The organism is Labilithrix luteola (assembly GCF_001263205.1).
Classification (GTDB): Bacteria; Myxococcota_A; Polyangia; order Polyangiales; family Polyangiaceae; genus Labilithrix; species Labilithrix luteola.
On record NZ_CP012333.1, the window covers coordinates 6,903,130 to 6,927,858 of the forward strand.

Below are 24,729 nucleotides of genomic sequence, written 5' to 3' on the forward strand. Positions count from 1 at the left end.
GCGCGTCTATACTTCCGAACACCCCATGCGTCTTCTCGCACGCGCGCTCAAATTCCTCGCGCTCTTCGCTGCCTTCGGCATCGCCACCTGGCTCGCACTCCGCCTTCACGTGGGCGGTTTGTGGGACGGACTCGCCCCGGCGAGCGCGGCCAACAGCGCACCGTCGTCACGGGGACCGGCAAACTACGACCTGACGCAGCTCAAGGTCGTGAACGAAGTCCTCAAGAACGTCCGCGACAAGTACGTGGACCCGAAGCGCGTGAAGCCGAGGGACATGCTCCTGTCGGCGCTCAACTTCGTCCAGCGAGACGTCGCGCAGGTCATCGTTCTCCACGAAGAGAACCAGCCGACCGTGAAGGTCCGTGTCGACACGCAGGAGCGTGAGTTCCGCGTCGACAACGTGCTCGGCCTCTGGGACGTCTCGGCGCGCCTCCGCGAGATTCTCGGCTTCGTGCAGGAGAACCTCAAGGGCACGGAAGTCGACCTGCGTGACGTCGAATACGCCGCGTGCAACGGCATGCTCCACACGCTCGACCCGCACAGCGTGCTCCTGTCGCCCGAGGCGTACAAGGAGATGAACCTGTCGACGAGCGGTCAGTTCGGCGGTCTCGGCATCGTCATCTCGATCCGCGACCAGCAGCTGACGGTCATCAACCCGATGCCCAGTACGCCGGCCGCTCGTGCGGGCGTCAAGAAGCTCGATCGCATCGTCAAGATCGGCAACGAGTCGACCCTCAACATGGGCCTCAACGAGGCCGTGCAGCACCTCCGCGGTGCGCCGGGCACGAAGGTAACCGTGTGGCTCCGCCGCGACGGGCCCGACGGCTGGCAGAACCCGAAGCCGTTCGAGCTCACGCGCGAGGTCATCAAGGTCGCGAGCGTCGAGCACCGTCAGCTCGAGGGCAACGTCGGCTACGTTCGCATCAAGCAGTTCCAGGCGAACACCGCCAAGGACCTCGACGACGCGCTCCTCGACCTGAAGAAGAACGGCGAGCTCAAGGGCCTCGTGCTCGACCTCCGTGGCAACCCCGGTGGTCTGCTCGAGCAGGCGGCGCGCGTCGCCGACAAGTTCCTCGTCAACGGTCCCATCGTCGCCACCGTCGGTAACCCCGGCGCCGGCGAAGACCGCGAAGAGAAGGTCGCGCACCCCGAAGGCACCGAGCCGAACTATCCGATCGCGCTCCTCGTCAACGGCTCGAGCGCCAGCGCGAGCGAGATCGTCGCGGGTGCGCTCAAGAACCACGACCGCGCCGTCGTCATCGGCGAGACCACGTTCGGCAAGGGCTCCGTCCAGCTCGTCTTCACCGAGCTCCCGGACCGCGCCGCGCTCAAGCTGACGATCGCGCAGTACCTCACCGAGCCGGGCGACATCTCCATCCAGGGCACGGGCGTCACGCCCGACATCGAGCTCGATCCGATGACGGCCGACGCTCAGGAAATGGACCTGACCGTCGACACCGGCATGATGCTCAAGGAGCGCGACCTCGCGAAGAGCCTGCAGAATGCACGCATTCGCGAAGGCCAGAAGCCGCAGGAGGTCGTCCGCTACAACCTGCCCGAGACGCTCCGTCGTGAGCTTCGCGAGCGTGGTGGCGACCCCGACGAGCAGATGGGCCCCGACTTCCCGAACAAGGACTTCCCCGTGAAGTTCGCGCGCGACGTCGTGGCGAAGCTCCCGCAGGGCAAGCGCCTCGAGCAGCTCAAGGCCGCGAAGGACACGATCAACGCCGCGCGCGTTGCGGAGCTCCAGAAGGCTTCGCAGGATCTCGCGCAGATTGGCATCGACTGGAGCGACGCTCCGGCGGACGTGCAGCAGGTCGCGCAGAACGCGCCGCCGCCGCCCGTCGACGTGAAGGTCGAGACGGACCGCGCGAACAACGAAGTCAACGCGGGTGATCCGATGCAGCTCAAGCTGACGGTCACGAACAAGGGCACCGTTCCGCTTCACCGCCTCGCGGCGCTCACCAAGAGCGACAACGGCCTCTACGACAACAAGGAGCTCGTCATCGGCAAGCTCGATGCGGGCAAGACCAAATCGGTCAGCATTCCGCTCGGCTGGTGCGAGGTCGAGGGCCGCAAGCCCGGCTCGACAGCGCCGCTCCCGCAGAACGCGCCCCGTACGTGCCGCATCCCGCGTGACACGCTCTCCCGTCAGGACGGCATCTCCGTTCGCTTCGACGAAGCGCGTGGTCGTGCGCCTGCGCAGCAGCAGCTCCGCGTCGCCGTGAAGGCGCTCGAGCGGCCCGTGTTCGCCTACGACTACCAGATCGCCGATGGCCGCAAGGGCAACGGCGACGGCAAGGTTCAGAAGGGCGAACACCTCACGATGTACGTGTCGGTGAAGAACGTCGGCAAGGGCAAGAGCTACGAGACGCAGGCCAACCTGCGCAACCTCTCGGGCGACGGCCTCCTCCTCCACGAGGGCCGCTTCGACATCTCGAACATGCAGCCCGGCGAGATGCGCAAGGTGGCCTTCACCTTCGACGTCGAGTCCGCGCTCGCCGATCCCGAAGCCAAGGTGGAGCTCTCCATCGCCGACCGCGATCTCCGCGAAACGGTGGTCGAGAAGGTCCGCATGCCGATTGCCGTCCCGACGTCGCTCGCTGCGGCGAGCGGCACGATGAAGGCGAAGGCCGGCGGCGCCACGCTGCTCGAGTCGACCGACGCCGGCTCGCGCAGCTTCGGCCGCCTCAACGCCGGTCAGGGCGTCAACGTGCTCGCCAACGCCGGCGACATGGTGAAGGTCTCCCTCGGCGATAGCCGCTTCGGCTTCGTGAAGGCGAGCGAGCTCGAGCCGGGCGGCTCGGCCTCGGGCAACATCGCCTTCGAAGAGACGATGCGCCGTTTCCCGCCCTCGATCGAGCTGTCGCCCATGGTCCTCGCGACCAAGGACGGCACCACGACCATCAAGGGCACGACCAGCGACGGTGACCGTCTTCTCGACGCCTACGTGTTCGTCGGCAACAAGAAGATCTTCTACCGTTCGAACCGCAACGGTCAGGACGCCAAGCACATGCCCTTCGAGGCGCAGGTGCCGCTCCGCCCGGGCGTCAACGTCATCACGGTGTTCGCGCGCGAGAACCCGGACACGATCGGTCGCAAGACCATCATCGTCCGCAAGGACGGCCCGAATGGCGAGCTGCTCACCACGCCGAAGACCGAAGAGGATCTCGAGGCGGCGGGCACGCTCGACGACTGATTCGAGCGTGATTCGCTGACGCACGAACGCCCGCGGCCTTTCGAGGTCACGGGCGTTCGGCGTTTGTCGGTACCCGGCGGAGGGGCGTGCGCTCAGCGGTGCGCGACCTTGGCACCGTACTCGTACTTGAACTGCGTCTGGCCGCGCATGTTCACTTGCAAGCTTCGCTTCGCGCCCTTGAACGTGAGCTGACCGGTCTCGTTCAGCGTGGCGTCGTGAGCGAGCATCGTCGAGGGCTCGACCACGAGCGTGGCGGTCATGCTCGACGACGCGTTCTCGGCGTGGACCTTCTGTTTGCCCTGAGCGCCCATCTCCTCGCGGTAGTCCTTGATGAGCTCGTTGCCGAGATCGTTGAGGGCTTGCGGGTCGACTTTGATGTCCTCGCGCAGCCGAGCACACTGGGCCGAACCGCACGTCTCCATCGCTTCGACGGTGATGGTGCGTGAGAGGATTCCGCTGCCTGGGCGGCCCTGGATGGTCCACGTGGTGCCTTGCGTGGCGGGATGGCCGACGAGGTCGCCGGTCAGCGCCTGGAAGCGCATCGAGACCATGTCTTTGAGCCCCTCGGGCGAGATCATCTGGGCGTCTTCTTTGTCGAGGTTCGGGCCCGCCACGCTGCGGAGCGTCGCGGACGTGTCCTTCAGGCCGCGCACGTCGACCAAGTTGCCGGCGTGGTCGACGACGAGCTGAGCCGAAATCGCGCCGGGTTTGAGGTCGCCGTCGGCCACGGTCTTGTCGTCGTGCTTCACCGTCAGATGCTCGAGCTCTTGGTCGATGAGGAACTCGTCGCCCGAGCGCGTGGTCGACACGCGCCAGCGGAGCTCGGACTCCTCGCGCCGGCTGACAGGCGTGCCTGCCACGGACACCTCGTAGGTGCGGTGCTCCGTGCGGACGAACGTGGTGCCGTCCGGGGGCGCGAAGGTGAAGGTGCCCATGGCCTCGCTGGCCGGCGTCTTCGTGCTTCCGCCTTTTTCCTTCTCCGTGCACGCGGGCGCGAAGGCCACGAGCGCGAGCGCGATGCAGCACGACCCCACGAGGTGTTTGCGTTCCATGTTCGAGCTCCTCTTTTCGTTCGGCGTTCGGCGCGCGGCGCGCGTCAGCCGATCTCAGGAAGCGGGATCCGGACCAGGCGTGGCTCGAGCTCGTTCGAGTCGCCAACGGCCGTGTTGCACTTCGAGCCGTGGCGGCGGCTCGGGGCGCGGCCATCGGACATTTGCCCGAGCGCTGCCAGCCGCGCACTTGTGCTACGGTCCTTCGGAAAAATGCGCCTGCACATCAACATCGATCACGTTGCAACGCTTCGGAACGCGCGCGGTACCACGTACCCCGATCCGGTGGAGGCAGCGCGTCAGTGTCTCGAGGCGGGCGCTCACGGCATCACCGCGCACCTGCGCGAAGATCGTCGCCACATTCGCGACGAAGACGTCGACCGCCTGCGCTCCTCGTTGAAGACCACCTTCAACCTCGAGATGGCCGCGACCGACGAGATGGTCGCGATTGCGTGTAGAGTGCAGCCCGACGTCGTGACGCTCGTTCCCGAGCGCCGCGAGGAGCGCACCACCGAGGGCGGCCTCGAAGTCGCCAACGCCGGTCCCGCGCTGAAGAAGCACGTCGAGGCGCTTCGTGCCGCGAACATCAAGGTGAGCCTCTTCATCGCGGCCGACGTCGCGCAGGTCGAAGCGTCGCGTGCGCTCGGGGTCCAGCAGATCGAGCTCCACACCGGTGAATACGCGCATGCCTTCGGTACCGACGCGGCGAAGTCCGAGCTCGCGCGGCTCGCGGCGGCGGCCAAGCAGGGCCAAGCGCTCGGCCTCGAGATTGCGGCGGGCCACGGGCTCACCACCAAGAACGTGCCTGCGCTGGTGACGATCCCCGAGATCGTCGAGCTCAACATCGGCCACGCCGTCATCGCAGACTCCGTGTTCTTGGGCCTGACGGGAGCAGTTCGAGCGATGCTCTCGGCGGTGTCGGCGCCGCGATGATCGTCGGCCTCGGGATCGACGTTTGCTCCATCGAGCGCATGCGTCGGGCGCTCGAGCGACATGGCGATCGGTTCTTCACGCGCATCTGCACGGAGAACGAGCGGGGGGACATCGGCGCGGGTGATCTTGCCACGGGGCTGGCGGGGCGCTTTGCCGTCAAAGAAGCGTTCGCGAAGGCGCTCGACGGAGCTCGCGGCGTCGGCTGGCACGAGGTCGAGGTCCGCAAGGCGAAGAGCGGCCGCCCCATTCTGGAGCTTCGTGGCAACGCGCTCGCGATGGCCGAGTCGTTCGGTGCCGACGCCTGGCACGTCACGATCACCCACGACGCGGGCATTGCCGCCGCCGTCGTGATTCTCGAGAAAACCGGCTTTCCCCGCGAAGGCGCAGCCAAGAAGGAGAACGGCCAATGATCCCCGTTGTGTCGCGCGTCGAGATGCGCGCGTTCGACGCTCATGCCATCGGCGCTTGCAAAGTGCCGAGCCTCGTCTTGATGGAGAACGCCGGCCGTGGAGCGGCCGAAGTCATCGAGCGTGAGGCGCTCGGCGGCCGCCCGCGCGGAAAGCGCGTCGTCGTCGTGTGCGGGACGGGCAACAACGGCGGCGACGGCTTCGTCGTGGCTCGCCGTCTCGCCTCGCGCGGTGCCATCGTCGAGGCATGGCTCGTCGGCGAAGCGCCAAAGACCCAGGATTGCCAGCTCAACATGGACGCCTTCGCCGGCATCGGTGGGCGCGTGGGGCGCGTGGACCTCGACGGATCGCTAGGCGGTCGTCGCGCCGTGCTCGGCAAGGCGGACGTGATCGTCGATGCCATCTTCGGCACCGGACTCGATCGCGCCATCGAGGGCCCGCTCGCGAGGCTCATCGAGGTCATCAACGAGATGGCGGCCGTCAAGGTTGCCCTCGACGTGCCCTCGGGAATGAACGCGGATACCGGCGCGACGATGGGCACGGCGGTCATCGCGGACATGACGGTGAGCTTCGCGCACCCGAAGCTCGGACACGTCACGCCTCATGGCGCGCGTCTCTCCGGCCACGTCCACGTGGTGGACATCGGCGTACCCGCGTCGCTCTGGACGGCACGCTCCGCCGACTTGCTCGAGGCTCGTGACGTTCGCGCGGTGCTTCTTCCCAGGCCGATCGACGCGCACAAGTATCGCGCTGGTCACGTGGCGGTCCTGGCCGGCTCGCCCGGCAAGGTCGGTGCTGCGCTGCTTTGCGCGCACGGTGCTCTGCGCGGCGGGGCAGGGGCCGCCACCATCGTGACCTGGCCCGAGTCGGCGACGGCGCTCGAGTCGCGCGTCGTCGAGATCATGACGGCTCGCATCCACGAAGGCAGCGAGCTCACCGACCAGATCGACGCGGCACTCGTCCACAAGCGCGCTGTGGTCATGGGCCCGGGGTTCGGAACCGGCGACGGTGCACGCGCCGCCGTGAACCACGTCCTGTCGACGTTCCCGGGAACGATCGTCGCCGACGCCGACGCCCTTTCGCTCCACGCGCGCGCCATCGAGGAGTTCTCCGCGGCCGGTGGGCGAGCCATCCTCACCCCGCACGCAGGCGAGCTCGGACGGCTGCTCGGCATGACGAGTGAGGAGATCGAGGCCGATCGCTTCACGGCGGCTCGCACCGCCGCCGCCAGGGCCCATGCCGTCGTCATCCTCAAGGGCGCGCACACGGTCATCGCGGCGCCGGATGGCCGGGTCGTCGTCAATTCGACGGGCAACGCAGCCCTGGCCACCGCCGGCGCCGGCGACGTGCTGGCCGGACTGACGGGCGCCCTCGCCTGCACGCTGACCCCGTTCGAGGCCGCGTGGGCCGCTGTCTACCTGCACGGAGCTTCGGGGGACGCCTGGAAAGAGGCCAATGCCGACCGAGGGATGACCGCCAGCGACATCGCCGACGGCCTCCCCGGGGTCTACGCCTCGCTGCTCAATGTCGGTCACGCCCGGGGCGAGCGGGCCTGAGCAGGCTGCGTGGCTGCGGCCACGCACGCGTTTTCCCGGAGACACACATGGCTGTGCTCCGGCTGGAAAAATCCCGTAATTTCGCGGGGTAGGTGCGTGGCACCGGCATTGCGATGGCGGGGTGTCGGAGGAACACGATGCCCACCGCAGCAGCCCACACGTCCAGCACCTCGGCCCGCAACACCGTCATCGCCCACGACCTCGCGAGCTTCAAACGGGGCCTCGGCGAACTGGTGCCGGAGCTCCGTGGACGTGCCTGCCGCCTCGCCGGCGACCCCATCGTCGCCGACGACATCGTCCAGGACGCCATCGAGCGCGCCCTCCGCTTCTCGGCTCAGTACGAGCGCGGCACGAACCTCCGCGCGTGGCTCTATCAGATTCTCTTCAGCGTCTTCATCACGCGCTACCGCCGTTCGCGCCGCGAGCGCAACGCCCTCCGCGTTCTCGCGTCCGACCCGTGCGCCTGGACCACGCCCGACCGCTTCGCGCCCCCCGAGTCCGGCACGAGCCTCACGCCCTCCGCGCGGGGCAAGTTCGACGCGCTCCCCGAGACCTTCCGGCTCGTCCTTCAGCTCGTCGACCTCGACGAACTCACCTACCGCGAAGCGGCGACCGAGCTCGGCGTCCCGGTCGGTACGGTCATGAGCCGCCTCCACCGCGGCCGCAAGATGCTCGCCTCGCAGCTGCAGGAAGCGGCCTGAGCCGCATGTCTCGTTCGCCTCGTCGGATGACCCCGTCCCTCAGCGCTTGCGAGGGATCCAGGGCACGTCGTCGACGCCCGCTTCCTTGTTGGCACGTCGTGCGAGCGTGAAGAGCAGGTCGCTGAGCCTGTTCAGGTAAATCACGACTTCGTTCCGCGCCGGCGCATCGTCTCGTTCGATCGACAGCACCTCTCGCTCCGCGCGTCGACACACCGTCCGCGCCAGATGCAGCGCCGCTGCCTGCGGGCTCCCACCGGGGAGCACGAAGTGCTTGAGCGGCGCGAGGCCGACTTCCGCCTCGTCGATCGCCTTCTCGAGTCTCGCCGCATCGGTCTCGTCGAGCAGCGTCATCCCGAGCTTGTCCTCTTTGCCGGGCACACACGCGAGCTCTGCTCCGAGCGTGAACAGGTCGACCTGCACGTGGGACAGCACCTCTTCGCTGAGGCTATCGAGCTTCGTGGCCCGCGCGATGCCGACGACCGCATTGAGCTCGTCGACTGTCCCGTACGCCGAAACGCGACCCGACGCCTTCTTCACGCGGGCTCCCCCGTAAAGCCCCGTCGTCCCGTCGTCTCCGGTTTTTGTATAGATTTTCATGATTTAGACCGCCGTTGCGCGCCCCCCGTTCGTGGGAGCTAAGCCTGGGAGCTGAGCCTCTGTCCAGGAATCTGCAGGGGCGCGTTTTTTCTTCGCAACGATTCGCTCGCGCGGGCCGAGGGGAGGGGTGTTCCAGCCCAGGAGACCGCGATGAACGCGACGAAGACTAGCGAGCAGATCGAGTCAATCAAAGAGGCTTTGGCCAACTCGCGCGAGCAACGCGCCAACCTCGAGCGACTCGCTGAATCGCTCGAGGGAGTTGAGTTCCAGATCCCGGACGAGCAGCTCGACGCTTACGACGTTCTGCTTCGCGAGGAGTTCGACGTCGAAGAGCCGCAGCGCATCGAAGTGCCCTTGTTCGCCATCCCCGCGTGACGCTCCGTCACGCTCAGCCACTCATCAAGAAAGAAGAGAAGACATCATGACTATCGACGCCATCGCCCTCAAGAACCAGACGCCCACCCTGTTCGAGTCCGAGGCGCTCAAGCAGTTGCAGACAAAGTACGCCGGGCTGCTTCAGATCAAAAGGCCGGACGGTCCCTATCAAGGCACCGGGGCGTGGAGCGGAAACCTCATCCTCGCGATCGCCGCCGCTCGCGCGAAGTACATCGAAGGGCGCATGCAGCGCGGGTTGGATCAGATCGATCGAACGCAGAAGCTCACGGATGGCATGAACAACGCGCTCGAGGTGCTCGCGCCGTTTGCGAAAGGCTACAGCGACTCTGGCGCCAACGACGGGAACATTCGCGCCGCGCTCGAGGCCGCGATTCAGGAGCTTCCTGAGGGAGACCCGCTTCGCAAGAAGATCCAAGACTTCATGGACACGAGCTGCAACGGCAAGCCTGGCGCCGGCTGGGACGGCGCGATGAACGAGCAGGAAGTGAGCGGTATCAACCTGATCTTGCAGGACGCCGTGAAGGAGTTCGACCGCGACTCGAGCAAGAAGAACCTCGAGCTCCAGAAGATGTCCAACGATCTGGCGCAGGTTTGGCAGCAGGGCGCTTCGCTCATGAAGGAACTGCAGGACACGGCGATGGCCTGCATCCGTGGATGAATGCCATGAACCTCGCATCTGCTCTTCCGGTTCAGTCCAGCAACATCGACACAGCCGAAGCTCTCGAAGGGATCTATGCCGTCGGCTTCGATCTCATCGAACGAGAAAACTGGAAAGACGCGTCGGACGTGTTCCGCGCCATGCTCCTCCTTGCGCCGCGTGACGAGCGTGCCTGGATCGCACTCGGCCAGTGTCACGAGCGCCAGGGGCAGGAGCATGTCGCCGTCGAGCTCTACTCGATGGGCATCTTGGCGATTCCGAGCGCGGTTCGTTGCCGGATCGCACTCGCCCGCGCACTCGAGGCTCGCGGTGACTCGATGAATGCGGACAGCGTCCTCGACGCTGCCGAGAACATCGCCTCGGAAAGTAGTGAAGATGAACTCGTCGACTTGGTTCGACGCGAACGTGGAGGTCGGTCGTGACGGCTACGAGCTCAGTCAATAGAACTTCGGGACCTTCGTACGGGTACTCGTCGCCGAGTGCCTCGACGTCCGGCGGGGGCGACAGCCTTCTCGAGGCTCCGAGCGGCGGTGTTCGTGACCACGGTCGGGTGCTCCTGGCAGTGCAGGCTCTCCTCCTTCAGTCCCGCGACAACGCGATCAGGTCCGCGGAGAACCGCACCGACATCCACGCGTCGCTTCGAGAGAAGGCCATTCAGGAGGAGCACGACGCGCGCCTCGAAGAGGCGAAGGAGCGCAGCAAAGACGGCGGTTTCTTCAGTGGCATTGCCACTGCCTTCGAAGCGCTCACCGTCGATGTTCTCAAGGGAAAGTCGATCGAAGACTGTCTCGACAAGGCCGGCGACGCGACCATCAACTCGCGTCAGTTCTGGGCAGATCTCGAGAAGGGGGCGCTCGAAGTCGGGAAGTGGGCGGCGGTTGCAGGTTCTGTTGCGCTTGCGGTCGTGTCGCTCGGATCTGCGGCACCTGTCGCGGCACTCGCTATCGCTGGTGCGGTGCTCTCCTGCGCGTCGACGGCCGATTCGGAATTCGGAATCATGGAGAAGATGGGAGTCGACAAGGAGACGGCAGGCTGGATCGACGTCGGCATGGCCATCGGCGGCGCTCTCTGCGGTGGCGCAGCGGGGCTTGCGGGCGGCGCAAAGGCGGCGACCTCGCTGGGACAAGCTGCGAAGATCGGCGGTCTTGCCAGCGAAGTCGTCGGAGCTGGATCGTCCTTTGCGGGAGCCGGCGCGAAGATCGGCGTCGCGACGTTCGAGCGCAGGGCAAAGCTCGCGGCTGCGGACGCCGAGGACGCGACGAATACGAAAAAGCAAATCGAGAAACGCATGGACGCGCTTACAGATTCGCTCAAGGACACGATGCTCTCGCAAGAGCGTGGTCTGCAGCGGGTGAGTGAGGCGTTGGCGAACTACGGTCAGTCAACCTTGGCGACGGTGAGGGCGTGATGGGATCGATCAATCGTACGGATGGTTCTGGTGGTCCGGCATCTCTTCCGGGGCTCGACGAACTTGGTGGGACGAAGTCGGGGCGTGCGAGCACCTCCGAATCAGAGTCGCTTCTTCTGCCTCCCTCGACGTCCGTTGGCGGAAGCACGCTGATGCGAGCAATGCTGATGGTGGAGGACAACCTCTTCAACCAGCAGAAGTCAGCCGACGCTCGGCGCGAGGCTGCGGACAAGGCCGAGATGGAGGCGGCTAAGAAGGCCGTCGACTCCATGCGAGAGGAGGCGAACGACACACTGAAACAGGCGATCGTCAGTGGTTCGATCCAGATGGCCGCCTCCGCTGCCCAAGGTGTTTCGGCGGGCCTTAGCATCCGGGCGAATGACCTGAACAGCGGCGCTAAAGCGTTCGAGAAGAGCGCGAACGATGCGCTCCAGAAGAGTAGCGGCGAAGCCCTCAAGCAAAGCGAACAGTTTGCTCGCAACGCGGCAGAGATGTCCTCCAAGGCGCAACTCATGGAGCACTGGGCACAAGGCATCAAGGCGAGTGCCGATTTCGTGGCGACAACGGGAGGGGCGCTGAGCAAGGGATTCGACTACGAACTCAAACAAGACCAGGCGGACAAGGCCCAGCACGACCTCGACGCCAAGGCCGCGAACCAGCGCTCTCAGGCCTACGCAGACTTCTCGCGCGACGCGCATGACCTCGCGACGCGCACGCTGCAGAAGCTCGACGAGATCCTCCAGGCACGCAATCAGACGGCGCTCGCCATCATCCGAGCCTGATGCGGGCCAGGCGTTCGAAGACGCTCCTCAATCCTCCGTAGGAATCGCGGCGGAGGTCGAGGAGCGTTCTGTATTGGGCGTGCGCAGCAGGATCGGGCTCGTGGCGAATCACTTCGCCGCGCCAGGGGCGAGCCTCGGTGGCGGAGGTGAAGATGCCCGCGCCGAGGGCTGCGAGGATGGCGGCGCCGGCGACCGTGCCGCCGGACTTGGGCGTGTAGGAGAGGGGAACGCCGAGAGCGTCGCAGAGGATCTGGCGGAAGAGGGCGCTCTTGCCGCCACCGTTGGCGGCGACGACTTCGCGGAGCTTGGCGCCGCTCTCTTCGACCACCGCCTGGCAGTCGACGAAACTCAAAGCGATGCCCTCGAGCAACGAGCGCCACAGGTGACCGCGGGCGTGGTGGAGGCCGAGGCCGATGTACGAGCCTCGGGCGTCGACGTCCCAGATGGGCGTGCGTTCGCCTTGGAGGTACGGCAGGAAGAGCAAGCCTTCGCTGCCGGCGGGAACGCGTGAGGCTTCGGCGTCGAGCACTTCGAAGGTCGGGAGCGAGCCACGAACGGCCGTATCGTCGCCGTTCATGCCGCGCGAGATGGCGTAGCGAAGCCATTCTTGCGCGCCGCCAGAGAGCGTGCCCCCGAGCGAGAGCCAGCGATCGGTGCCGACGTGATGCGCGTTGATGAGGCGCGCGTCTTTGCCCGGAGCGCGAAGCGGCAGCAGCAGGTTGCCCGCGGTGCCGAGCATCAAGCAGGCTTCACCTTCTTCGACGACGCCAGCGCCGAGGGTCGCGGCCGCGAAGTCACCGCCGCCCACGACGACCTTGGTCCCCGCGCGAAGCCCCGTCGCTGCCGCGGCCTCCTGCGTGATTGTGCCGAGGACATCGTGTGCGCGTCGAATCGCAGGCAGCTGCGACGACGTCACGCCTACGCGCGAACATGCATCATGCACCCATGCGCCGCCGCTCGAATCGAACAGCGGTAGGCAGAGCGCAGCGGTCGAAGGATCGGTCGCCGCTTCGCCGGTGAGACGCATGGCGATGAACGCGTGCGACTGAAGCACGTGGCGCGTGCGAGCGAGGGACTCCGGCTCTTTGCGCGACAGCCACAGGAGCTTCGGCCCGAGGTAATAGGCGTTGGTTCCGAGCTCGCGCGCCTCCGCTTCGGCGCGTGTATCGAGCCATAGAATCGCAGGGCGTACGGACTGTCCGGCATCGTCGACGAGCACCGCGGTCGGCGCCTGACCCACGACGGCGACGGCCTGCACCTCGTCGAACGAGACACTCTTCGAGAGCTCGCCGAGGACGCGGACGACCGCGCGCCACCACACCTCGGGATCGGCCTCGGCCCATCCGGGTTCGGGCGCATCCGGGGAACACGAGACGTGCGCGTCGGCAACGAGCCGTCCGTTCGGCTCGAAGATCGCGGCGCGCACGCCGGTCGTCCCAATGTCGATCCCGAGGAGCCCCACCATTCGGCGAGGCTACCTTCGGAGATTGCGAATGTCGCGCGCCATCACGGCGCGTTCAGCGCAAACGCGCGGCGCCGCGAGGCGAGCGGAAAACACCGATCAGGCGCGGAACATGTCGTCGACCTTGGCCTGCAGTTCAGCCTCGGTCATGGCCTTCGCGGCGGCGAGCTCCTTCATGAGGAGGCTCTTCGCCTGGTCGAGCAGGCGGCGCTCACCGAACGAAAGGTCCTTGTCGAACTTGAGGCGGTACATGTCGCGGAGGACCTTCGCCACCTCGTGGGGGGCACCGCTCTTGATCATCTCGGTGTACGCGCGGAAGCGGCGGCTCCAGGGCTGGAGGTCGACGGCAACCTCGCGCGCGCGCATCGTGTCGAGCACGAGATCGGCTTCCTTCGCGCTCATGACGGGGCGGATGCCGGCCGTGCCGCCCGACATGCGCGGGACCATGACGCGCATTCCGTTGTCGAGAATGCGAAGGATGTAGAATTCACCCTTCACGCTGCCGATCTCGCGGTGCTCGATCGCCGTCACTTCGGCAAGGCCGTGCGACGGGTGAACGGCCTTGTCGCCGACGGCGAGCTGGAAGTTGCTCGGCGGCGGAGGCGGCTTCGGGATGTTGACGAGGGGAACGTAGCCCTTCGCCACGACTGTGGTGACGACCTTCTCGGGCGCGGGCGGCGTCGTAGCGGCGGCGGGCGCGGCCGCCTTGGTGACCGCTCCGTTCTTCGCTTCGGCCTTCGCGGCTTCGGGCTTGGCGGCCGCGGTCTTGCTCGACGACTTGGTCGTCTTGCTTGCAGGGCGCGCGACGGTGCGGAGGGAGGGAGACGAGGGCTTGGGCTTCGTGACCTTGGGCGTCGCCGCAGGGCGAGCAGGCGTCTTTCGGGGCTTGGCCGCCGGCGCGGACGATGACGATGCGCGGGCGAGGGAAGAAGTGCCAGAAGAACGGGGGGTGCGGGCGGTCGACTGAGCCATTCCGTCCGCGCGCGTACCATTGCTAAGAATCCGGCGTCAACGGGGCGAATTCTCGCGACATCTAGGTGCTTGAAATAATGACGGTTTGCGGCAATTTCGTAACCGTCGGACCCCTCCACGGAGGGACCTTTGTCCGCCGTCCGCGGGCTCGTCAAGAGGGAGGTTAAGCGCCCTTCACCTACCCATGATTTCCGTAACTTCCGCGTCGAGCGCGTCGTGAAGACCGCGGGCCAACGCCATGCCGTCGATGGTTGCGTCGAGGATCAAGGCGTCGTCGGTGGCTTTCACCGACGGTGCGGTCACTGGACGATGCAGGCCAAAGAGCTGGCCGAGACCACTCTCGGACACCACGTGAATCGCAGCCGCGAGTCGTTCGGCAGCGCTCGAAGCGTCGCTTCCCCACGCACCGACCAGCACGAGGCGCACGTTGATCTTCGACGGTGCTCCACCGAACGAAGCCGAAGTCGCCACGGCCGTGCTTGCTCGCAGCAGCCCGCCGAGTCCCTTGCCGGTGTCGCCCTCGAAGGGCCCGGGAAAGAAGACGCGCACCGGAGCGTTCCCGAGAACTTCGGCGGCGCGGCCGAGCGCAGCGCCGCGGAGGGCAGGCTGCGCGCGCTTGAGTTTGCCGAACGCGAACGCCTCGGCGGCGTGGAAGAGGGCAGGGGAGCCCTCGCTCGATACGACGAGCTCGCGACCGAAGAGCCCGAGCTCGCGACGCTCACCATCGAGCGAACCGGCAAGCCGCACGACCAGCGGATCCTGCGAGGTGATGGTTCGTTCGACGTTGTTCGAGCTGCGTTCGCCGAACGCTTTTTCGAGGCGCGCCGGGTCGATGGGCCCGTGCACGATCGACAGCGTGGAGCTCTTTTCCGCGCCTCCACGTCGATAGCGCGCGACGCAGAGATCGTCGGCGCGTCGCAGATCGATGCCGCCATGTGCGGCCGCGAACGACGCGAAGCGTTCTTCGGGAACGACGCGTGCGATGGTCGGAATGAGATCCGGCACGTCGGCGATGGCGCGCGGCGTGACTGCGACGATCCATTCGAGTCCTGCTGCGGGGGCGAGATCGCACGCCGGCGCGAGGTGCAGCGGTGTCGGCGGAGGCTTCACAGGGGCAGGCGTACTGCCCCCGCACGCAAGGTTCGTGGTCGCGACGGACGCGAAGAGGCCGACCATCGCGCCTCGCGCGAAGAGCCCCTGCGCCCGCGCGAGCGCACGTTTCACGGGGCAACCACGACGTACACGAAGCGACGGTTCTTCGAGCCCACGCGCAGCAAGTACTTCTTCCCGCGTTCGAGTTGGAAGTTGCCGTCCGTGATGCGGACCTTGTCGACTTCGACGCCGCCCTGCTCGACGAGGCGCTTGCCTTCGCCCGTCGACTTCACGAGTCCCGTCGCGCTGAGCGCCTTGGCGATCCAGAGCGTGGGGCCGTCGGTCGTGAGCGTCTTCTCCTCGACGTTGTCGGGGATCGCATCGGCGCTGTAGATCTTCTTGAACTCTTCTTCCGCCGCGAGGGCCGCCTGCGCGTCATGGAAACGCGTGACGATCTCTTTGCCGAAGAGCGCCTTGATCTCGCGCGGATCGCGCCCGCCCGCCTTGTCGGCCTTGAGCTTGGCGATCGCTTCGTTCGAGAGCGAGGAGAGCAGCTCGAAGTAGCGGAAGATGACCTCGTCGTCGATCTGCATCACCTTGCGGAACATGGTGAGCGGCGACTCGGTCAGGCCGATGTAGTTGTCGGCGCTCTTCGACATCTTGGCGCCGACGACCACGCCGTTTTCCACCTTCGCGTCGATGCCTTCGAGCAGCGGCGTGGTGAGCACCATCTGCGGGCGCTGACCGTACTTGCTCATCAGGTCGCGACCGACGAGGAGGTTGAAGAGCTGGTCGGTTCCACCGAGCTCGATGTCGTTGCCGAGCGCCACCGAGTCGTAGCCCTGGAGAAGGGGGTAGAGGAACTCGTGCTGGTAGATCGGACGACCCGCCTCGAAGCGCTGGCTGAAGTCGTTGCGCTCCAGCATGCGCGAGACCGTCATCTTCGCCATCAACTCGACGATGTCCGTCGGCGTGAGCTTGTCGAGCCACTCGGAGTTCGACCGAATGATCGTCTTGTTGCGGTCGAGGATCTTGAAGGCCTGCTCGGTGTACGACTTGGCCGACTCCTGCACTTCCGCGCGCGAGAGGCGAGGACGCGCGTCGTTCTTGCCCGTCGGGTCACCGACCATGGCCGTGAACTCGCCGACGAGCAGAATCGCCTCGTGCCCGAGATCCTGGAATTGCCGCATCTTCGAGAGAAGCACGGCATGACCAAGATGGAGATCAGGGCGCGTGGGATCGAAGCCCGCCTTCACGCGCAGCGGTTTGCCCGTCTTGCGTGACTCTTCGAGCCGCGCTTCCAGCTCGGCTTTGACGTGGAGATCGACCGCGCCGCGCGTGAGAAGCGCGATTTGTTCGGAGACGGGAGGAAACATGGGCGCCTCCGCTTATACCCGAACTCGGCGAGCGTCGTTCGCCAGCGAGGGGGAGCGAAGGCCGAGCGACCGATCAGTCGTCGTCTTTGTCGTCGCCGCCGGTGATGGTGGCGTGCGTGAGTCGGCTGTTGTTGACGAGCTCCTTGAGCTCCTTGCCGACCTTGAAGAAGGGCAGGCGCTTCGGCGGCACCGGCACGGGCGCGCCCGTGCGCGGGTTACGGCCCGAGTACGCCTTGTAAGGGCGCACCGTGAAGCTGCCGAAGCCGCGGATTTCGATGCCCTCTCCCCGCTGTAGCGCTTCGGTCATCGCCTCGAAGACGCAGTTGACCACCAGCTCTGCACGCGCCTTCGTCAGCTGACTGCGCGCGGCCATCGCATCGATGAGTTCACTCTTCGTCATTCGTCGACTCCCAGAACTTCCTCGTCAAAGGACCGAGGCCCCACCCTTCGCAGCGGCTAGCCGCCGCGAGTCAGCGCACCAAGACGCCAACCCGGTTATGGAAGCCACGTTTCGGTAAATCGTCAACAAGATCCCAAGATTAGGGCGGGGCCTTGTCGACCGATTAGCCGAGACGCGCCAAGCAAAGTACGTGCCGAAAGGCCGAGCTTATCGCTTCGTCGGAATCTTCCGCAGCGTGATTTTGTCCACGGCGACAGGGCCACCCGTGGCCTCGATCACGACGGTCGCAGATGGCGGCGCGAGATCGACCTCGATAGCCTGCAGATCAAGGCAGCCGTGGTTCGCCACGTTCCAGGACCAAACCGCAGGCTTTCCAGCATTTGCGGGACTGGCATGGGCACCGACCTCGAAGCGGAGCCCTCCTTTAATATGCCCCTGACCCCGCGGCTCGGTGTGGGGGACGTGGGCCCCATGCACGATACGAGGCACGACCGAGTAGCGACCAGCCTCCGGAACCGGGACCGATACGGTCGCGCTCGCCGTCCCATCGGCGGTCGACGGAGTGACCACCAGCGCGCGCGTCTGCGAGGCGCACCCTTCCGTGAAGGCGGGGGCGGCGAACCCCCCGGACTGCGCGAGGGGAGGCCACTCGGCCTCCGTTTCGAAGCGCATGCTGTCCGTGAACGCGGGCGGCGCCCACGGCGCCACGCTTGCTGTCGTCTCGGAAGGCGGTGACGGCGGTGCGTCCGCAGGCGCTGCGGGCTTCGGCGTCTCGAATTTGTAGAGGTACGTGGGCGGGTGGTCGAGCTTGTCGAAGAGAAGCCGATCGCGATCGTCGTTTCGCAGACGAGCGACGAGGACGTTCTTCTTCACGTTCGCTTCGGGATCGTGCGCGAGCGAAAAGCCGTGATCGGTGTCGACGAACACGAGGCCCGCGGCGACGTTGGCGCGCGTGAGGACGTCCGGCTCGAACATGGGGCGGCCGCCGTCACGGTCGGCGAGCTGCTCGTGATCGAACGAAAGGTGGATGGCGAATCCGGCCAAAGCAACGCCCAGCGTGGCGAAGGCGGCGTGTTGGAAACGTCGTGACGCGAGCGTGGCGATGGCGAGCGCGAGGAGCGCGTGCTCGACGGGGAGCACGTCGGCGAAGAAGCGCGCACCGCCGCCGGGGTAGTTGCCGTCGAAGTAGAACGGCGCGTAGGCGAGCACCTGCAGGCCGACGAGCACGAGCGCCATGACGACCGCCTTGCTTCGTCGCGGCTTCCCCGCGCTGCCCTCCGCTCGCCATGGACGGAGGAGAGGCACGAACACGAGGAGCGCGAGCGGCTCGAAGTTCGCGATGTCCGTCAGGTGCATGCGCAGCCGACGGAGCGTGGTGCCGGCTGCCGCGAGTACGCCGTAGCCGTGCGGCAAGCGCGCTTCGACGAACTCTCCGTGTTCGTTCACGCACCCGGTGCCCACCCCGAAGCCGAAGCGGAAACAGCCGGGCGGTCCGTCGCTGAGTGTATAATACAAGCGTTGCGAGGACTCGAGCCAATGGCCCGTCACCGCCTTCTGCGATGCGAGCAAGAGGACGACCCCCGGCAACAGTCCCAGCAGGGCGCGCACGCCGACGTCGCGTCGCGGGGCGGCGGACGTCAGCAAGATCACTGTGCAGACGATTCCGATCGGAAGCGCGGACACCGGACGCGTCGCGAGCACGGCACCGACCGCAAGCCCGGCGAGGCCGGGGCGGCGCTCGAGTGCGAAGCTCAGGGCAAGCGCAATCCCCAGCGCGGTGGCGCCGTGGGACATCGTGTCGGCCGTGTGATAGCGAAGCGTGGCCGAGACCATCGAGAAGAGCGCCGCGGTGCGTGCGATCGGCTCGGCGAGCTCCGTTGCCCCCGACTGCTCCGCGAACCTGCGTGCGAGGCGGTAGGTGGCGAGCACGATGCCCGCCGCGAGCAGCGGGCCGACGATCATCGGTGCGCCGATCGTGAAGCCCGCCGCGAGCAGGAGAGGGAACCCGGGCGGGAAGATGCCGCCCATCACACCGTCGCGATAGATGAGGAAGCGACCGCGGAAGCTCGCGGACGGCTCGAGCACGGGCCACGCGAAGTCCCCATGGGAAAGGGCGCGCCCTTGGAGGAAGTACGTGGTCGCGTCGACGATGCGCGGACCACCGCGCAGGTAGAACGCGATCCAGAAGAGCGAGAGGAGCGCGGTGACGAACGCGGTGAGCGCCAGAAAGAGGCGGCGCGGGAGGACGTGTTCGCCGATGCCGAGGATCGAGCGCCCTCGCCCGAAAAGTGCGGCTAGGGCGAGGACGGCGGCCATGCCGAGCGCGACCTTCGCGGGCACGTCGGGGGGCTTGCCCCAGGTTCCGAGGACGGCGGTGATCTTCGCGAGAGTCGGATTGGTCACTGCGTCAGCCAGTCGTGGAAGTCGACGAAGTCTCCAGGCCCTTCGTTGACGAGCTCGATTCGCATGGAGGGTTTCACTTGCTCGGCGGGCAGGGCGAAGACCGATTCGACCCATCCCCCCGTTCGCACCAGATCGATGACCCCCACGTCGACACCCGAGATCCTCACACGCACGCGCGTTGCCTTCTCCGGTGCCGTTCGCACGACGAGATGTGCAGGCTGGCCGGCCGTGAGGCCGTTGCCGATGAAGCTCTCGCTCTTGCCCACGGCGATGCGGCGGCCGGCGTCGAACATGTCGCGCGCCGCGTTGGCGGGATCGGGAAGGATGCGCATGTCCACCCATCCGTTCGACGGCTTGTCGAAGACGTACCCGTTCGCCTTCTCGCTCACGAGGTCGGCCACGTCGATCTCCGCTTTGATGGCCGTGTCTCCGGCGGGCATGGTGCGCAGTCGATCGCCCGTGCCGAGCAGGTGCCAGTCAGCTTTGTAGGCGATGTGCTCGTAGCCACCGCAGATCACGTTGCCTTCGACGGGGAACCGACGCAGCTCTTCACCTCCGAACCAGGTCGGAAGCACGCCCCACCAGGTCGGGAAGATGGCGAGGATCTCGGGACGATCCGCGGGAGCGATGCGCTCGATGAGCTCGAGGGTTGCCGGAAGGCCGTGAACACCGGCGCGCGCGAAGGGAAGGCCGCGGTAACCGCCGAGGCCGATGATGTCGAGGCCGGGGCGATTCGACTCGTAGAGAATCGCGCCCGCGTCACCGACGAGCACGCGATTCGGCTTCAACTCGGCGAGGTACTTGCCGAGCGTGATGTGCTGATCGCGGATGTTGCGTGACGCGCGGCCGAAGAACCACTTCTGGTCGCGCATCTTCGGGATCTGGTGGTCGTACGCGAAGAGCACCGCCAGCACGACGATGGGCATACGCACCGCCCAGTAGCGGAGAGCCAGCGCGAAAATCGCGCCGCCGCCGAGCGCCAAGAGCCAAGGGAGTCTGAACTCCGGAGGAGAGCCGGCCGGACGCGTCAGCACGCCGATGGTCTGCACGACGAGCGCTCCGAGCACGACGAGCGTGGCGAACGACGGCCTCGCGAGCGCGCCACGCCCGAGCGGCTGGGAGCGTGTTCGCAGTGCGACGGAGACACCGAGTGCGACGAGCACGAGGAGCCAGCCGACGGCGGGCATCACGTAGCGTTCGTTCTGCCAGCGCACCTGGCCGTTGAAGGCGACGACGACGACCCACGCGACGAGCTGCAACCAGACGATGACCGCGATGCGCCTCGTTCGCGCGAAGGCGAGGGGCAACATGCCGAGCGCCAGCGGAATCACGCCGGCCCACCAGGCTTGGCGCGCGACGATGTTCCAAGCCGCACCGAGGAACGGCGGGTTGAACTCGCCCATGTGTTCGCCCTCGATGTGGGCGAAGTGGTAGTCGAGGTTGCGCAGCGCCGCGTACTTCACGTTGAACACGTAGTCGGCCAGCTTGTCGTCCGGCGTCATGTACGGGTTGTTCAACGCGAGCTTCACGACGGCGCCGTTGGCGCTCCACTCGCCCGTGAATGCCTTGTTCGCGAACGACTGCAGAGCGAGCGCGATCGCGGCGGGAACGCCGGCGCGCACCAGGATGCCGAGCGCGTGAAGGTTGCCCGAGCGGCGATGCGAGAGCGCAGCCGCGGCTCCGAAGATGGCGATGGTGAAGGCAGCTTCGGGGCGCGTCGTGACGAGAAGTGCGCCTGCAAGTCCGAGCCACCACGCGTGCGTGCCACTCGTCTTCCGAGCGTCCGGCAAGAGCGCGTCGCGTTCGAGCCTCGACCACGCCACGAGGGTGATCGCCCACGTGGCCATGAAGACGGCGACCTCCATCCCGCTCCACAGCGACCAGACGTGGGCTCCGACTCCGAGGAAGACGGGCGGGAGGAGATACGAAGAGATGCGGCCCCAGTCGTCGCGTTCACTCTCGATGAACAAGCGACGCGTCGCGAGGAGGAAGCCGAACACGCAGACGGCGGCCACGATCGCGGCCCACACCATCAGCTCACGGCCCTTGAAGCCGGCGAGCCATCCCGCCGCGAGGACGAACGGGTACGTGAGGCTCGTATTGCCCGACGAATAACCGTTGCCGACGGTCCACTCGAAGGGATGCCCGAGCGCCGTGGCGCGCGCGTAGTCGAAGTGGATGAAGACGTCGTCGAGCGGCGCACTCCACTCGCCGCCCGTCTGCTTCAGCATGTAGCCGTAGAACGACCGCGCCGATGCGAGAGTTTGGAAACCTGCCCATAGCGTGTACGCCGCGGGGTCGGCACGTCGAAGGAGCGGAGCGATGTTGCGAAACACGGCGGGCAGGGGAAGAGCGAGAGCAGGTACGGGGCGGGTTCGTGGAGCGAATTCGGGGACTGTGCGGACTGCGAGACGCTGCGTGGCGGGGCGGTGACTCGGCGTCAAGCGGTGTGAGCGGGGACGGGCGGCGCTTTGCGTGTTCGCCCGGTCACGCGAGGAATCCGCCAATTTGTCGGGCCAAGCGGCGACTTTCTACCACGTCGTTCTCATCGCGAGTGTGTTAGCGTGGCCGCGCTCATCGACATGGGACCCGTACTCGGTTTGGAGGAGCGCGAAGCCCGGCGGGCCGCTGGCGACCAGGCGGATGCGCCGGGTTGCGTCGGACGTCGCGTTTGGCTTGGAGCGTTGGCGGCGTGTGCGCGCGCATCGCGGCTCGTGTCCGTGGCATCGGCTGCGTCCGTTGCGTTCGTGACCGCGAGCGTCGTTTTTTCCGGCAATGCGTATGCGCAGCCGTCCGGAAACGTGACGACCGAGCCGAAGGACGAGGCTCCGCCGCCCCCGCCTGCCGCGCCGGTCGTCACCCCGCCTTCGCTCGTGAAGGACGAAGGCGCCGCTTACCCCGAGCAAGCGGTCAAAGACAAAGTCCGCGAGAACGTCACGGTCGTGCTCGTGCTCGAGCTCGATGCGAGCGGAGCCGTGAAGAACGCGACCGTGGAGAGTCCCGCGGGGCACGGGTTCGACGAGGCGGCCCTCGAAGCCGCGAAGAAGCTCCAGTTCGAGCCGGCCAAGAAGAACGGCCAGCCCATCGCCGTCAAGATTCGGCACAAGTACGAGTTCGCCCCTCCGGTGTCGCGGCTCGTCGGTCGCGTGACCACGCAGCTGCGCGACGCGGCCCTCGGCGGCGCCACGGTCACGGTCGCTCCCGCGAACGGTGGCGAGGGCCAGACTTACAAGACCACAGCCACGCTCGAGGGCTTCTGGCGCATCGAGGGTGTCCCCGCCGGTACCTACAAAGTCACGGTCGAAGCACCGGGCTACGGCGCGCAGGTCTACGAGCAACCGCTCGATCCTGGTGAGGAGGCCACGATCGACGTGCGCCTCTCGCGTGAAGCGCCGCCTCCGCCGCCCCGGTGGAGGGAGAAGAGATCGAAGAAGTCGAAGTGCGTGGCGTGCGTCCTCCGCGTGAGGTCACCAAGCGCACGCTCGAACAACGCGAGCTCGCGCGCATCCCCGGTACGAACGGCGACGCGCTGCGCGGCATCCAGAACCTTCCTGGCGTCGCACGTCCTCCCGGCCTGGCGGGCTTGCTCATCGTTCGCGGTGCTTCGCCGAACGAAACGAACATCTACGTCGACGGCACGCTCGTGCCGATCGTCTACCACTTCGGTGGTCTCTCGAGCGTCATCCCCACGGAGATGCTCGACAAGATCGACTTCTACCCCGGCAACTTCAGCACCCAGTACGGTCGCGTCACGGGCGCCATCGTCGATGTCGGCGTGCACGATCCGGTGGTGAAGAAGGACAAGAAGATCCACGGCCTCGCGCAGGCGGATCTCATCGACGCGCGCGTTCTCGCGCAGGGACCGATCGGCAACACCGGCTGGAACTTCGCCGTCGCCGGCCGCCGCTCCTATGTCGACGTCTGGCTGAAGCCGGCGCTCGAGGCCGGCGGTGCGGGCGTGTCGACCGCGCCCGTCTATTACGACTACCAAGCCATGCTCCAGCGCGAATGGGGCAACGGCAAACACAACGTCCGCTTCTTCTTCTTCGGGTCCGACGACCGCCTCTCGGTCCTCGTGAAGAGCGTGAATGGCTCGAACCCGGGTGTCGGCGGCAACGTCACGCTCGGCACGGCGTTCTACCGATTCCAGGCTCGCTACGTCGGCAAGCTCTCGCCGGACACCGAGCTCCGCGTCACCGCAGCGGTCGGCAAAGACGCGCTCGACTTCTCGCTCGGCGACAACTTCTTCGTCCTGACGTCGTATCCGATCAACCCGCGTGCCGAGCTCACGCAGAAGATCACGCAGGGCGTCCGGAACAACTTCGGTCTCGACATGCTCTACACGCCGTACTCGGTGGACGTGCGCTTGCCGCCTCCGCCGCGTCCGGGTGAGCCGCCTGCTGGTCCGTTCGGTGCGCGCCCGCCGCTCCAAGAGCAAAGCACCGACACCATCTACCGTCCCGGGATCTACGATGAGCTCGAGCTCACGCCGTTCAAGGGAACGCGCATCATTCCTGGCGTCCGCCTCGACTACACGAAGGACACCAAGAGCTGGGACGTCCAGCCCCGCGTGACCGCGCGCCAGGAGCTCCACAGCGAGTTCCCCAAGACGACGCTCAAGGGAGGCATCGGCCGCTTCGCGCAGCCGCCGCAGCCGCAGGAGACGAACCGCGTCTTCGGCATTCCCGGCCTGACCTCGAACATCGCGAACCACTACGGTCTCGGCATCGAGCAAGAGATCACGCGGCAGATCGAGTTCTCGACCGAAGGCTACTATCGCCAGTACGACCAGCTCGTCGTTCCGCGCGTCGGCAACGTCGGCGAAGGTCACGCGATGGGCCTCGAGACGCTCCTTCGCTACAAGCCCGACGCGCGCTTCTTCGGCTTCATCGCCTACACGCTCTCGCGCAGCGTGCGTCGCGACGGGCCCGACCAGCCGGAGCGACTCTTCGCCTTCGACCAGACGCACATCCTCACGGCCGTCGGTAGCTACCGGCTCGGTAACGGCTGGGAGATCGGCGGCCGCTACCGCGTCGTATCGGGCAGCATGGTCACGCCGCAGGCGTACGGCTTCTACGACGCCACATCGGGCGCCTACGTCCCGCTTACGTCGTTCCCTCCGAACAGCGAGCGCAACCCGGTATTTCACCAGCTCGACGTGCGCATCGACAAGGCGTGGGTCTACAGCTGGGGCCGCCTCAGCATGTACCTCGACATCTACAACGTCTACAACGCGGGCAACGTCGAGGGCGTGAGCTACAACTACAACTCGACGCTCCGGACGAACGCGACCGGCCTTCCGATCCTGCCGAGCTTCGGTATGCGGGTGGATCTCTAG

At 66.6% G+C, this 24,729-nt stretch carries 20 protein-coding genes and 1 pseudogene; 12 read left to right on the top strand and 9 right to left on the bottom strand.

Going from position 1 to position 24,729, the window contains the following annotated elements; translation table 11 throughout:
• The first annotated feature begins 25 nt into the window (after positions 1-25).
• The gene (locus AKJ09_RS29950; RefSeq protein WP_146651284.1) at positions 26-3,199 is read left to right on the top strand and encodes an MXAN_5808 family serine peptidase; all 3,174 of its coding nucleotides are present in this window, start codon (positions 26-28) and stop codon (positions 3,197-3,199) included.
• A 92-nt stretch (positions 3,200-3,291) separates the two neighbouring features.
• On the opposite strand, the gene AKJ09_RS29955 is transcribed toward AKJ09_RS29950, so the two are convergent.
• The gene (locus AKJ09_RS29955; RefSeq protein ID WP_146651285.1) at positions 3,292-4,251 is read right to left on the bottom strand and encodes a hypothetical protein; all 960 of its coding nucleotides are present in this window, start codon (positions 4,249-4,251) and stop codon (positions 3,292-3,294) included.
• A gap of 210 nt (positions 4,252-4,461) precedes the next feature.
• On the opposite strand from AKJ09_RS29955, the gene AKJ09_RS29960 reads away from it, so the two are divergent.
• The 4 genes from AKJ09_RS29960 to AKJ09_RS29975 all read left to right on the top strand — a co-directional run bounded on the left by AKJ09_RS29960 (position 4,462) and on the right by AKJ09_RS29975 (position 7,845).
• A complete protein-coding gene (locus tag AKJ09_RS29960; RefSeq protein WP_146651286.1) occupies positions 4,462-5,181 on the top strand; it encodes a pyridoxine 5'-phosphate synthase in 720 nt (239 codons plus the stop codon).
• Positions 5,178-5,591, top strand: a complete 414-nt coding sequence (locus tag AKJ09_RS29965; protein ID WP_146651287.1) for a holo-ACP synthase — start codon at positions 5,178-5,180, stop codon at positions 5,589-5,591. The genes AKJ09_RS29960 and AKJ09_RS29965 overlap by 4 nt, the downstream gene beginning before the upstream one ends.
• On the top strand, positions 5,588-7,144 hold the full coding sequence (locus tag AKJ09_RS29970) for an NAD(P)H-hydrate dehydratase (protein WP_146651288.1): 1,557 nt from the start codon (positions 5,588-5,590) through the stop codon (positions 7,142-7,144). Before AKJ09_RS29965 ends, AKJ09_RS29970 begins: the two co-directional genes overlap by 4 nt.
• Before the next feature lie 137 nt (positions 7,145-7,281).
• On the top strand, positions 7,282-7,845 hold the full coding sequence (locus tag AKJ09_RS29975) for a sigma-70 family RNA polymerase sigma factor (protein ID WP_240488632.1): 564 nt from the start codon (positions 7,282-7,284) through the stop codon (positions 7,843-7,845).
• 39 nt (positions 7,846-7,884) lie between these two features.
• On the opposite strand, the gene AKJ09_RS29980 is transcribed toward AKJ09_RS29975, so the two are convergent.
• Entirely contained in the window at positions 7,885-8,442 is a 558-nt protein-coding gene (locus AKJ09_RS29980) for a cob(I)yrinic acid a,c-diamide adenosyltransferase (protein ID WP_146651290.1), read from the bottom strand.
• Positions 8,443-8,592: 150 nt separating this feature from the next.
• Here AKJ09_RS29980 and AKJ09_RS29985 point away from each other — a divergent pair, with 150 nt between their 5' ends.
• The 5 genes from AKJ09_RS29985 (at position 8,593) to AKJ09_RS30005 (ending at position 11,686) form a co-directional block, all read left to right on the top strand.
• Positions 8,593-8,817 (top strand): hypothetical protein, encoded by a 225-nt coding sequence (locus AKJ09_RS29985; RefSeq protein WP_146651291.1) that lies wholly within the window; start codon positions 8,593-8,595, stop codon positions 8,815-8,817.
• Between the two features lie 46 nt (positions 8,818-8,863).
• Positions 8,864-9,496, top strand: coding sequence for a hypothetical protein (locus AKJ09_RS29990; RefSeq protein ID WP_146651292.1), 633 nt, complete (start codon positions 8,864-8,866; stop codon positions 9,494-9,496).
• A gap of 5 nt (positions 9,497-9,501) precedes the next feature.
• Complete coding sequence (locus AKJ09_RS29995; protein WP_146651293.1) at positions 9,502-9,918, top strand: tetratricopeptide repeat protein; 417 nt, start codon at positions 9,502-9,504, stop codon at positions 9,916-9,918.
• Positions 9,915-10,904: a hypothetical protein gene (locus AKJ09_RS30000; protein WP_146651294.1), complete on the top strand. Its 990-nt coding sequence runs from the start codon at positions 9,915-9,917 to the stop codon at positions 10,902-10,904. Before AKJ09_RS29995 ends, AKJ09_RS30000 begins: the two co-directional genes overlap by 4 nt.
• A 152-nt stretch (positions 10,905-11,056) precedes the next feature.
• A complete protein-coding gene (locus AKJ09_RS30005; RefSeq protein WP_146651295.1) occupies positions 11,057-11,686 on the top strand; it encodes a hypothetical protein in 630 nt (209 codons plus the stop codon).
• Here AKJ09_RS30005 and AKJ09_RS30010 read toward each other — a convergent pair.
• From AKJ09_RS30010 to AKJ09_RS30040, 7 genes are all read right to left on the bottom strand, one after another.
• Complete coding sequence (locus tag AKJ09_RS30010; protein WP_146651296.1) at positions 11,673-13,151, bottom strand: FGGY-family carbohydrate kinase; 1,479 nt, start codon at positions 13,149-13,151, stop codon at positions 11,673-11,675. The genes AKJ09_RS30005 and AKJ09_RS30010 overlap by 14 nt on opposite strands.
• 96 nt (positions 13,152-13,247) lie before the next feature.
• Entirely contained in the window at positions 13,248-14,120 is an 873-nt protein-coding gene (locus tag AKJ09_RS54405) for a CarD family transcriptional regulator (RefSeq protein ID WP_205633836.1), read from the bottom strand.
• Between the two features lie 174 nt (positions 14,121-14,294).
• A complete protein-coding gene (locus tag AKJ09_RS30020) occupies positions 14,295-15,344 on the bottom strand; it encodes a hypothetical protein (RefSeq protein WP_146651297.1) in 1,050 nt (349 codons plus the stop codon).
• On the bottom strand, positions 15,341-16,588 hold the full coding sequence (gene tyrS / locus AKJ09_RS30025; protein WP_146651298.1) for a tyrosine--tRNA ligase: 1,248 nt from the start codon (positions 16,586-16,588) through the stop codon (positions 15,341-15,343). Before tyrS ends, AKJ09_RS30020 begins: the two co-directional genes overlap by 4 nt.
• A 73-nt stretch (positions 16,589-16,661) precedes the next feature.
• A complete protein-coding gene (locus AKJ09_RS30030; RefSeq protein WP_146651299.1) occupies positions 16,662-16,988 on the bottom strand; it encodes an HU family DNA-binding protein in 327 nt (108 codons plus the stop codon).
• 207 nt (positions 16,989-17,195) lie between these two features.
• The gene (locus AKJ09_RS30035) at positions 17,196-19,391 is read right to left on the bottom strand and encodes a hypothetical protein (protein ID WP_146651300.1); all 2,196 of its coding nucleotides are present in this window, start codon (positions 19,389-19,391) and stop codon (positions 17,196-17,198) included.
• A complete protein-coding gene (locus tag AKJ09_RS30040) occupies positions 19,388-21,727 on the bottom strand; it encodes a DUF2339 domain-containing protein (RefSeq protein WP_146651301.1) in 2,340 nt (779 codons plus the stop codon). The genes AKJ09_RS30035 and AKJ09_RS30040 overlap by 4 nt, the downstream gene beginning before the upstream one ends.
• 246 nt (positions 21,728-21,973) lie before the next feature.
• On the opposite strand from AKJ09_RS30040, the pseudogene AKJ09_RS55055 reads away from it, so the two are divergent.
• Positions 21,974-22,714: pseudogene (locus AKJ09_RS55055) on the top strand (TonB family protein); the annotation flags it as partial.
• A gap of 125 nt (positions 22,715-22,839) precedes the next feature.
• Positions 22,840-24,729, top strand: coding sequence for a TonB-dependent receptor plug domain-containing protein (locus AKJ09_RS55060; RefSeq protein WP_240488633.1), 1,890 nt, complete (start codon positions 22,840-22,842; stop codon positions 24,727-24,729).

Bases quoted from the DNA above. Each gene is read 5' to 3' on its own strand.
- AKJ09_RS29965 (WP_146651287.1), top strand. From the start codon at position 5,178: ATGATCGTCGGCCTCGGGATCGACGTTTGCTCCATCGAGCGCATGCGT.
- AKJ09_RS29975 (WP_240488632.1), top strand. From the start codon at position 7,282: ATGCCCACCGCAGCAGCCCACACGTCCAGCACCTCGGCCCGCAACACC.
- AKJ09_RS29950 (WP_146651284.1), top strand. From the start codon at position 26: ATGCGTCTTCTCGCACGCGCGCTCAAATTCCTCGCGCTCTTCGCTGCC.
- AKJ09_RS29980 (WP_146651290.1), bottom strand. From the start codon at position 8,442: ATGAAAATCTATACAAAAACCGGAGACGACGGGACGACGGGGCTTTAC.
- AKJ09_RS29955 (WP_146651285.1), bottom strand. From the start codon at position 4,251: ATGGAACGCAAACACCTCGTGGGGTCGTGCTGCATCGCGCTCGCGCTC.
- AKJ09_RS30005 (WP_146651295.1), top strand. From the start codon at position 11,057: ATGCGAGCAATGCTGATGGTGGAGGACAACCTCTTCAACCAGCAGAAG.
- AKJ09_RS29970 (WP_146651288.1), top strand. From the start codon at position 5,588: ATGATCCCCGTTGTGTCGCGCGTCGAGATGCGCGCGTTCGACGCTCAT.
- AKJ09_RS29985 (WP_146651291.1), top strand. From the start codon at position 8,593: ATGAACGCGACGAAGACTAGCGAGCAGATCGAGTCAATCAAAGAGGCT.
- AKJ09_RS54405 (WP_205633836.1), bottom strand. From the start codon at position 14,120: ATGGCTCAGTCGACCGCCCGCACCCCCCGTTCTTCTGGCACTTCTTCC.
- AKJ09_RS29960 (WP_146651286.1), top strand. From the start codon at position 4,462: ATGCGCCTGCACATCAACATCGATCACGTTGCAACGCTTCGGAACGCG.
- AKJ09_RS29990 (WP_146651292.1), top strand. From the start codon at position 8,864: ATGACTATCGACGCCATCGCCCTCAAGAACCAGACGCCCACCCTGTTC.
- AKJ09_RS30010 (WP_146651296.1), bottom strand. From the start codon at position 13,151: ATGGTGGGGCTCCTCGGGATCGACATTGGGACGACCGGCGTGCGCGCC.
- AKJ09_RS29995 (WP_146651293.1), top strand. From the start codon at position 9,502: ATGAACCTCGCATCTGCTCTTCCGGTTCAGTCCAGCAACATCGACACA.
- AKJ09_RS30030 (WP_146651299.1), bottom strand. From the start codon at position 16,988: ATGACGAAGAGTGAACTCATCGATGCGATGGCCGCGCGCAGTCAGCTG.
- tyrS (WP_146651298.1), bottom strand. From the start codon at position 16,588: ATGTTTCCTCCCGTCTCCGAACAAATCGCGCTTCTCACGCGCGGCGCG.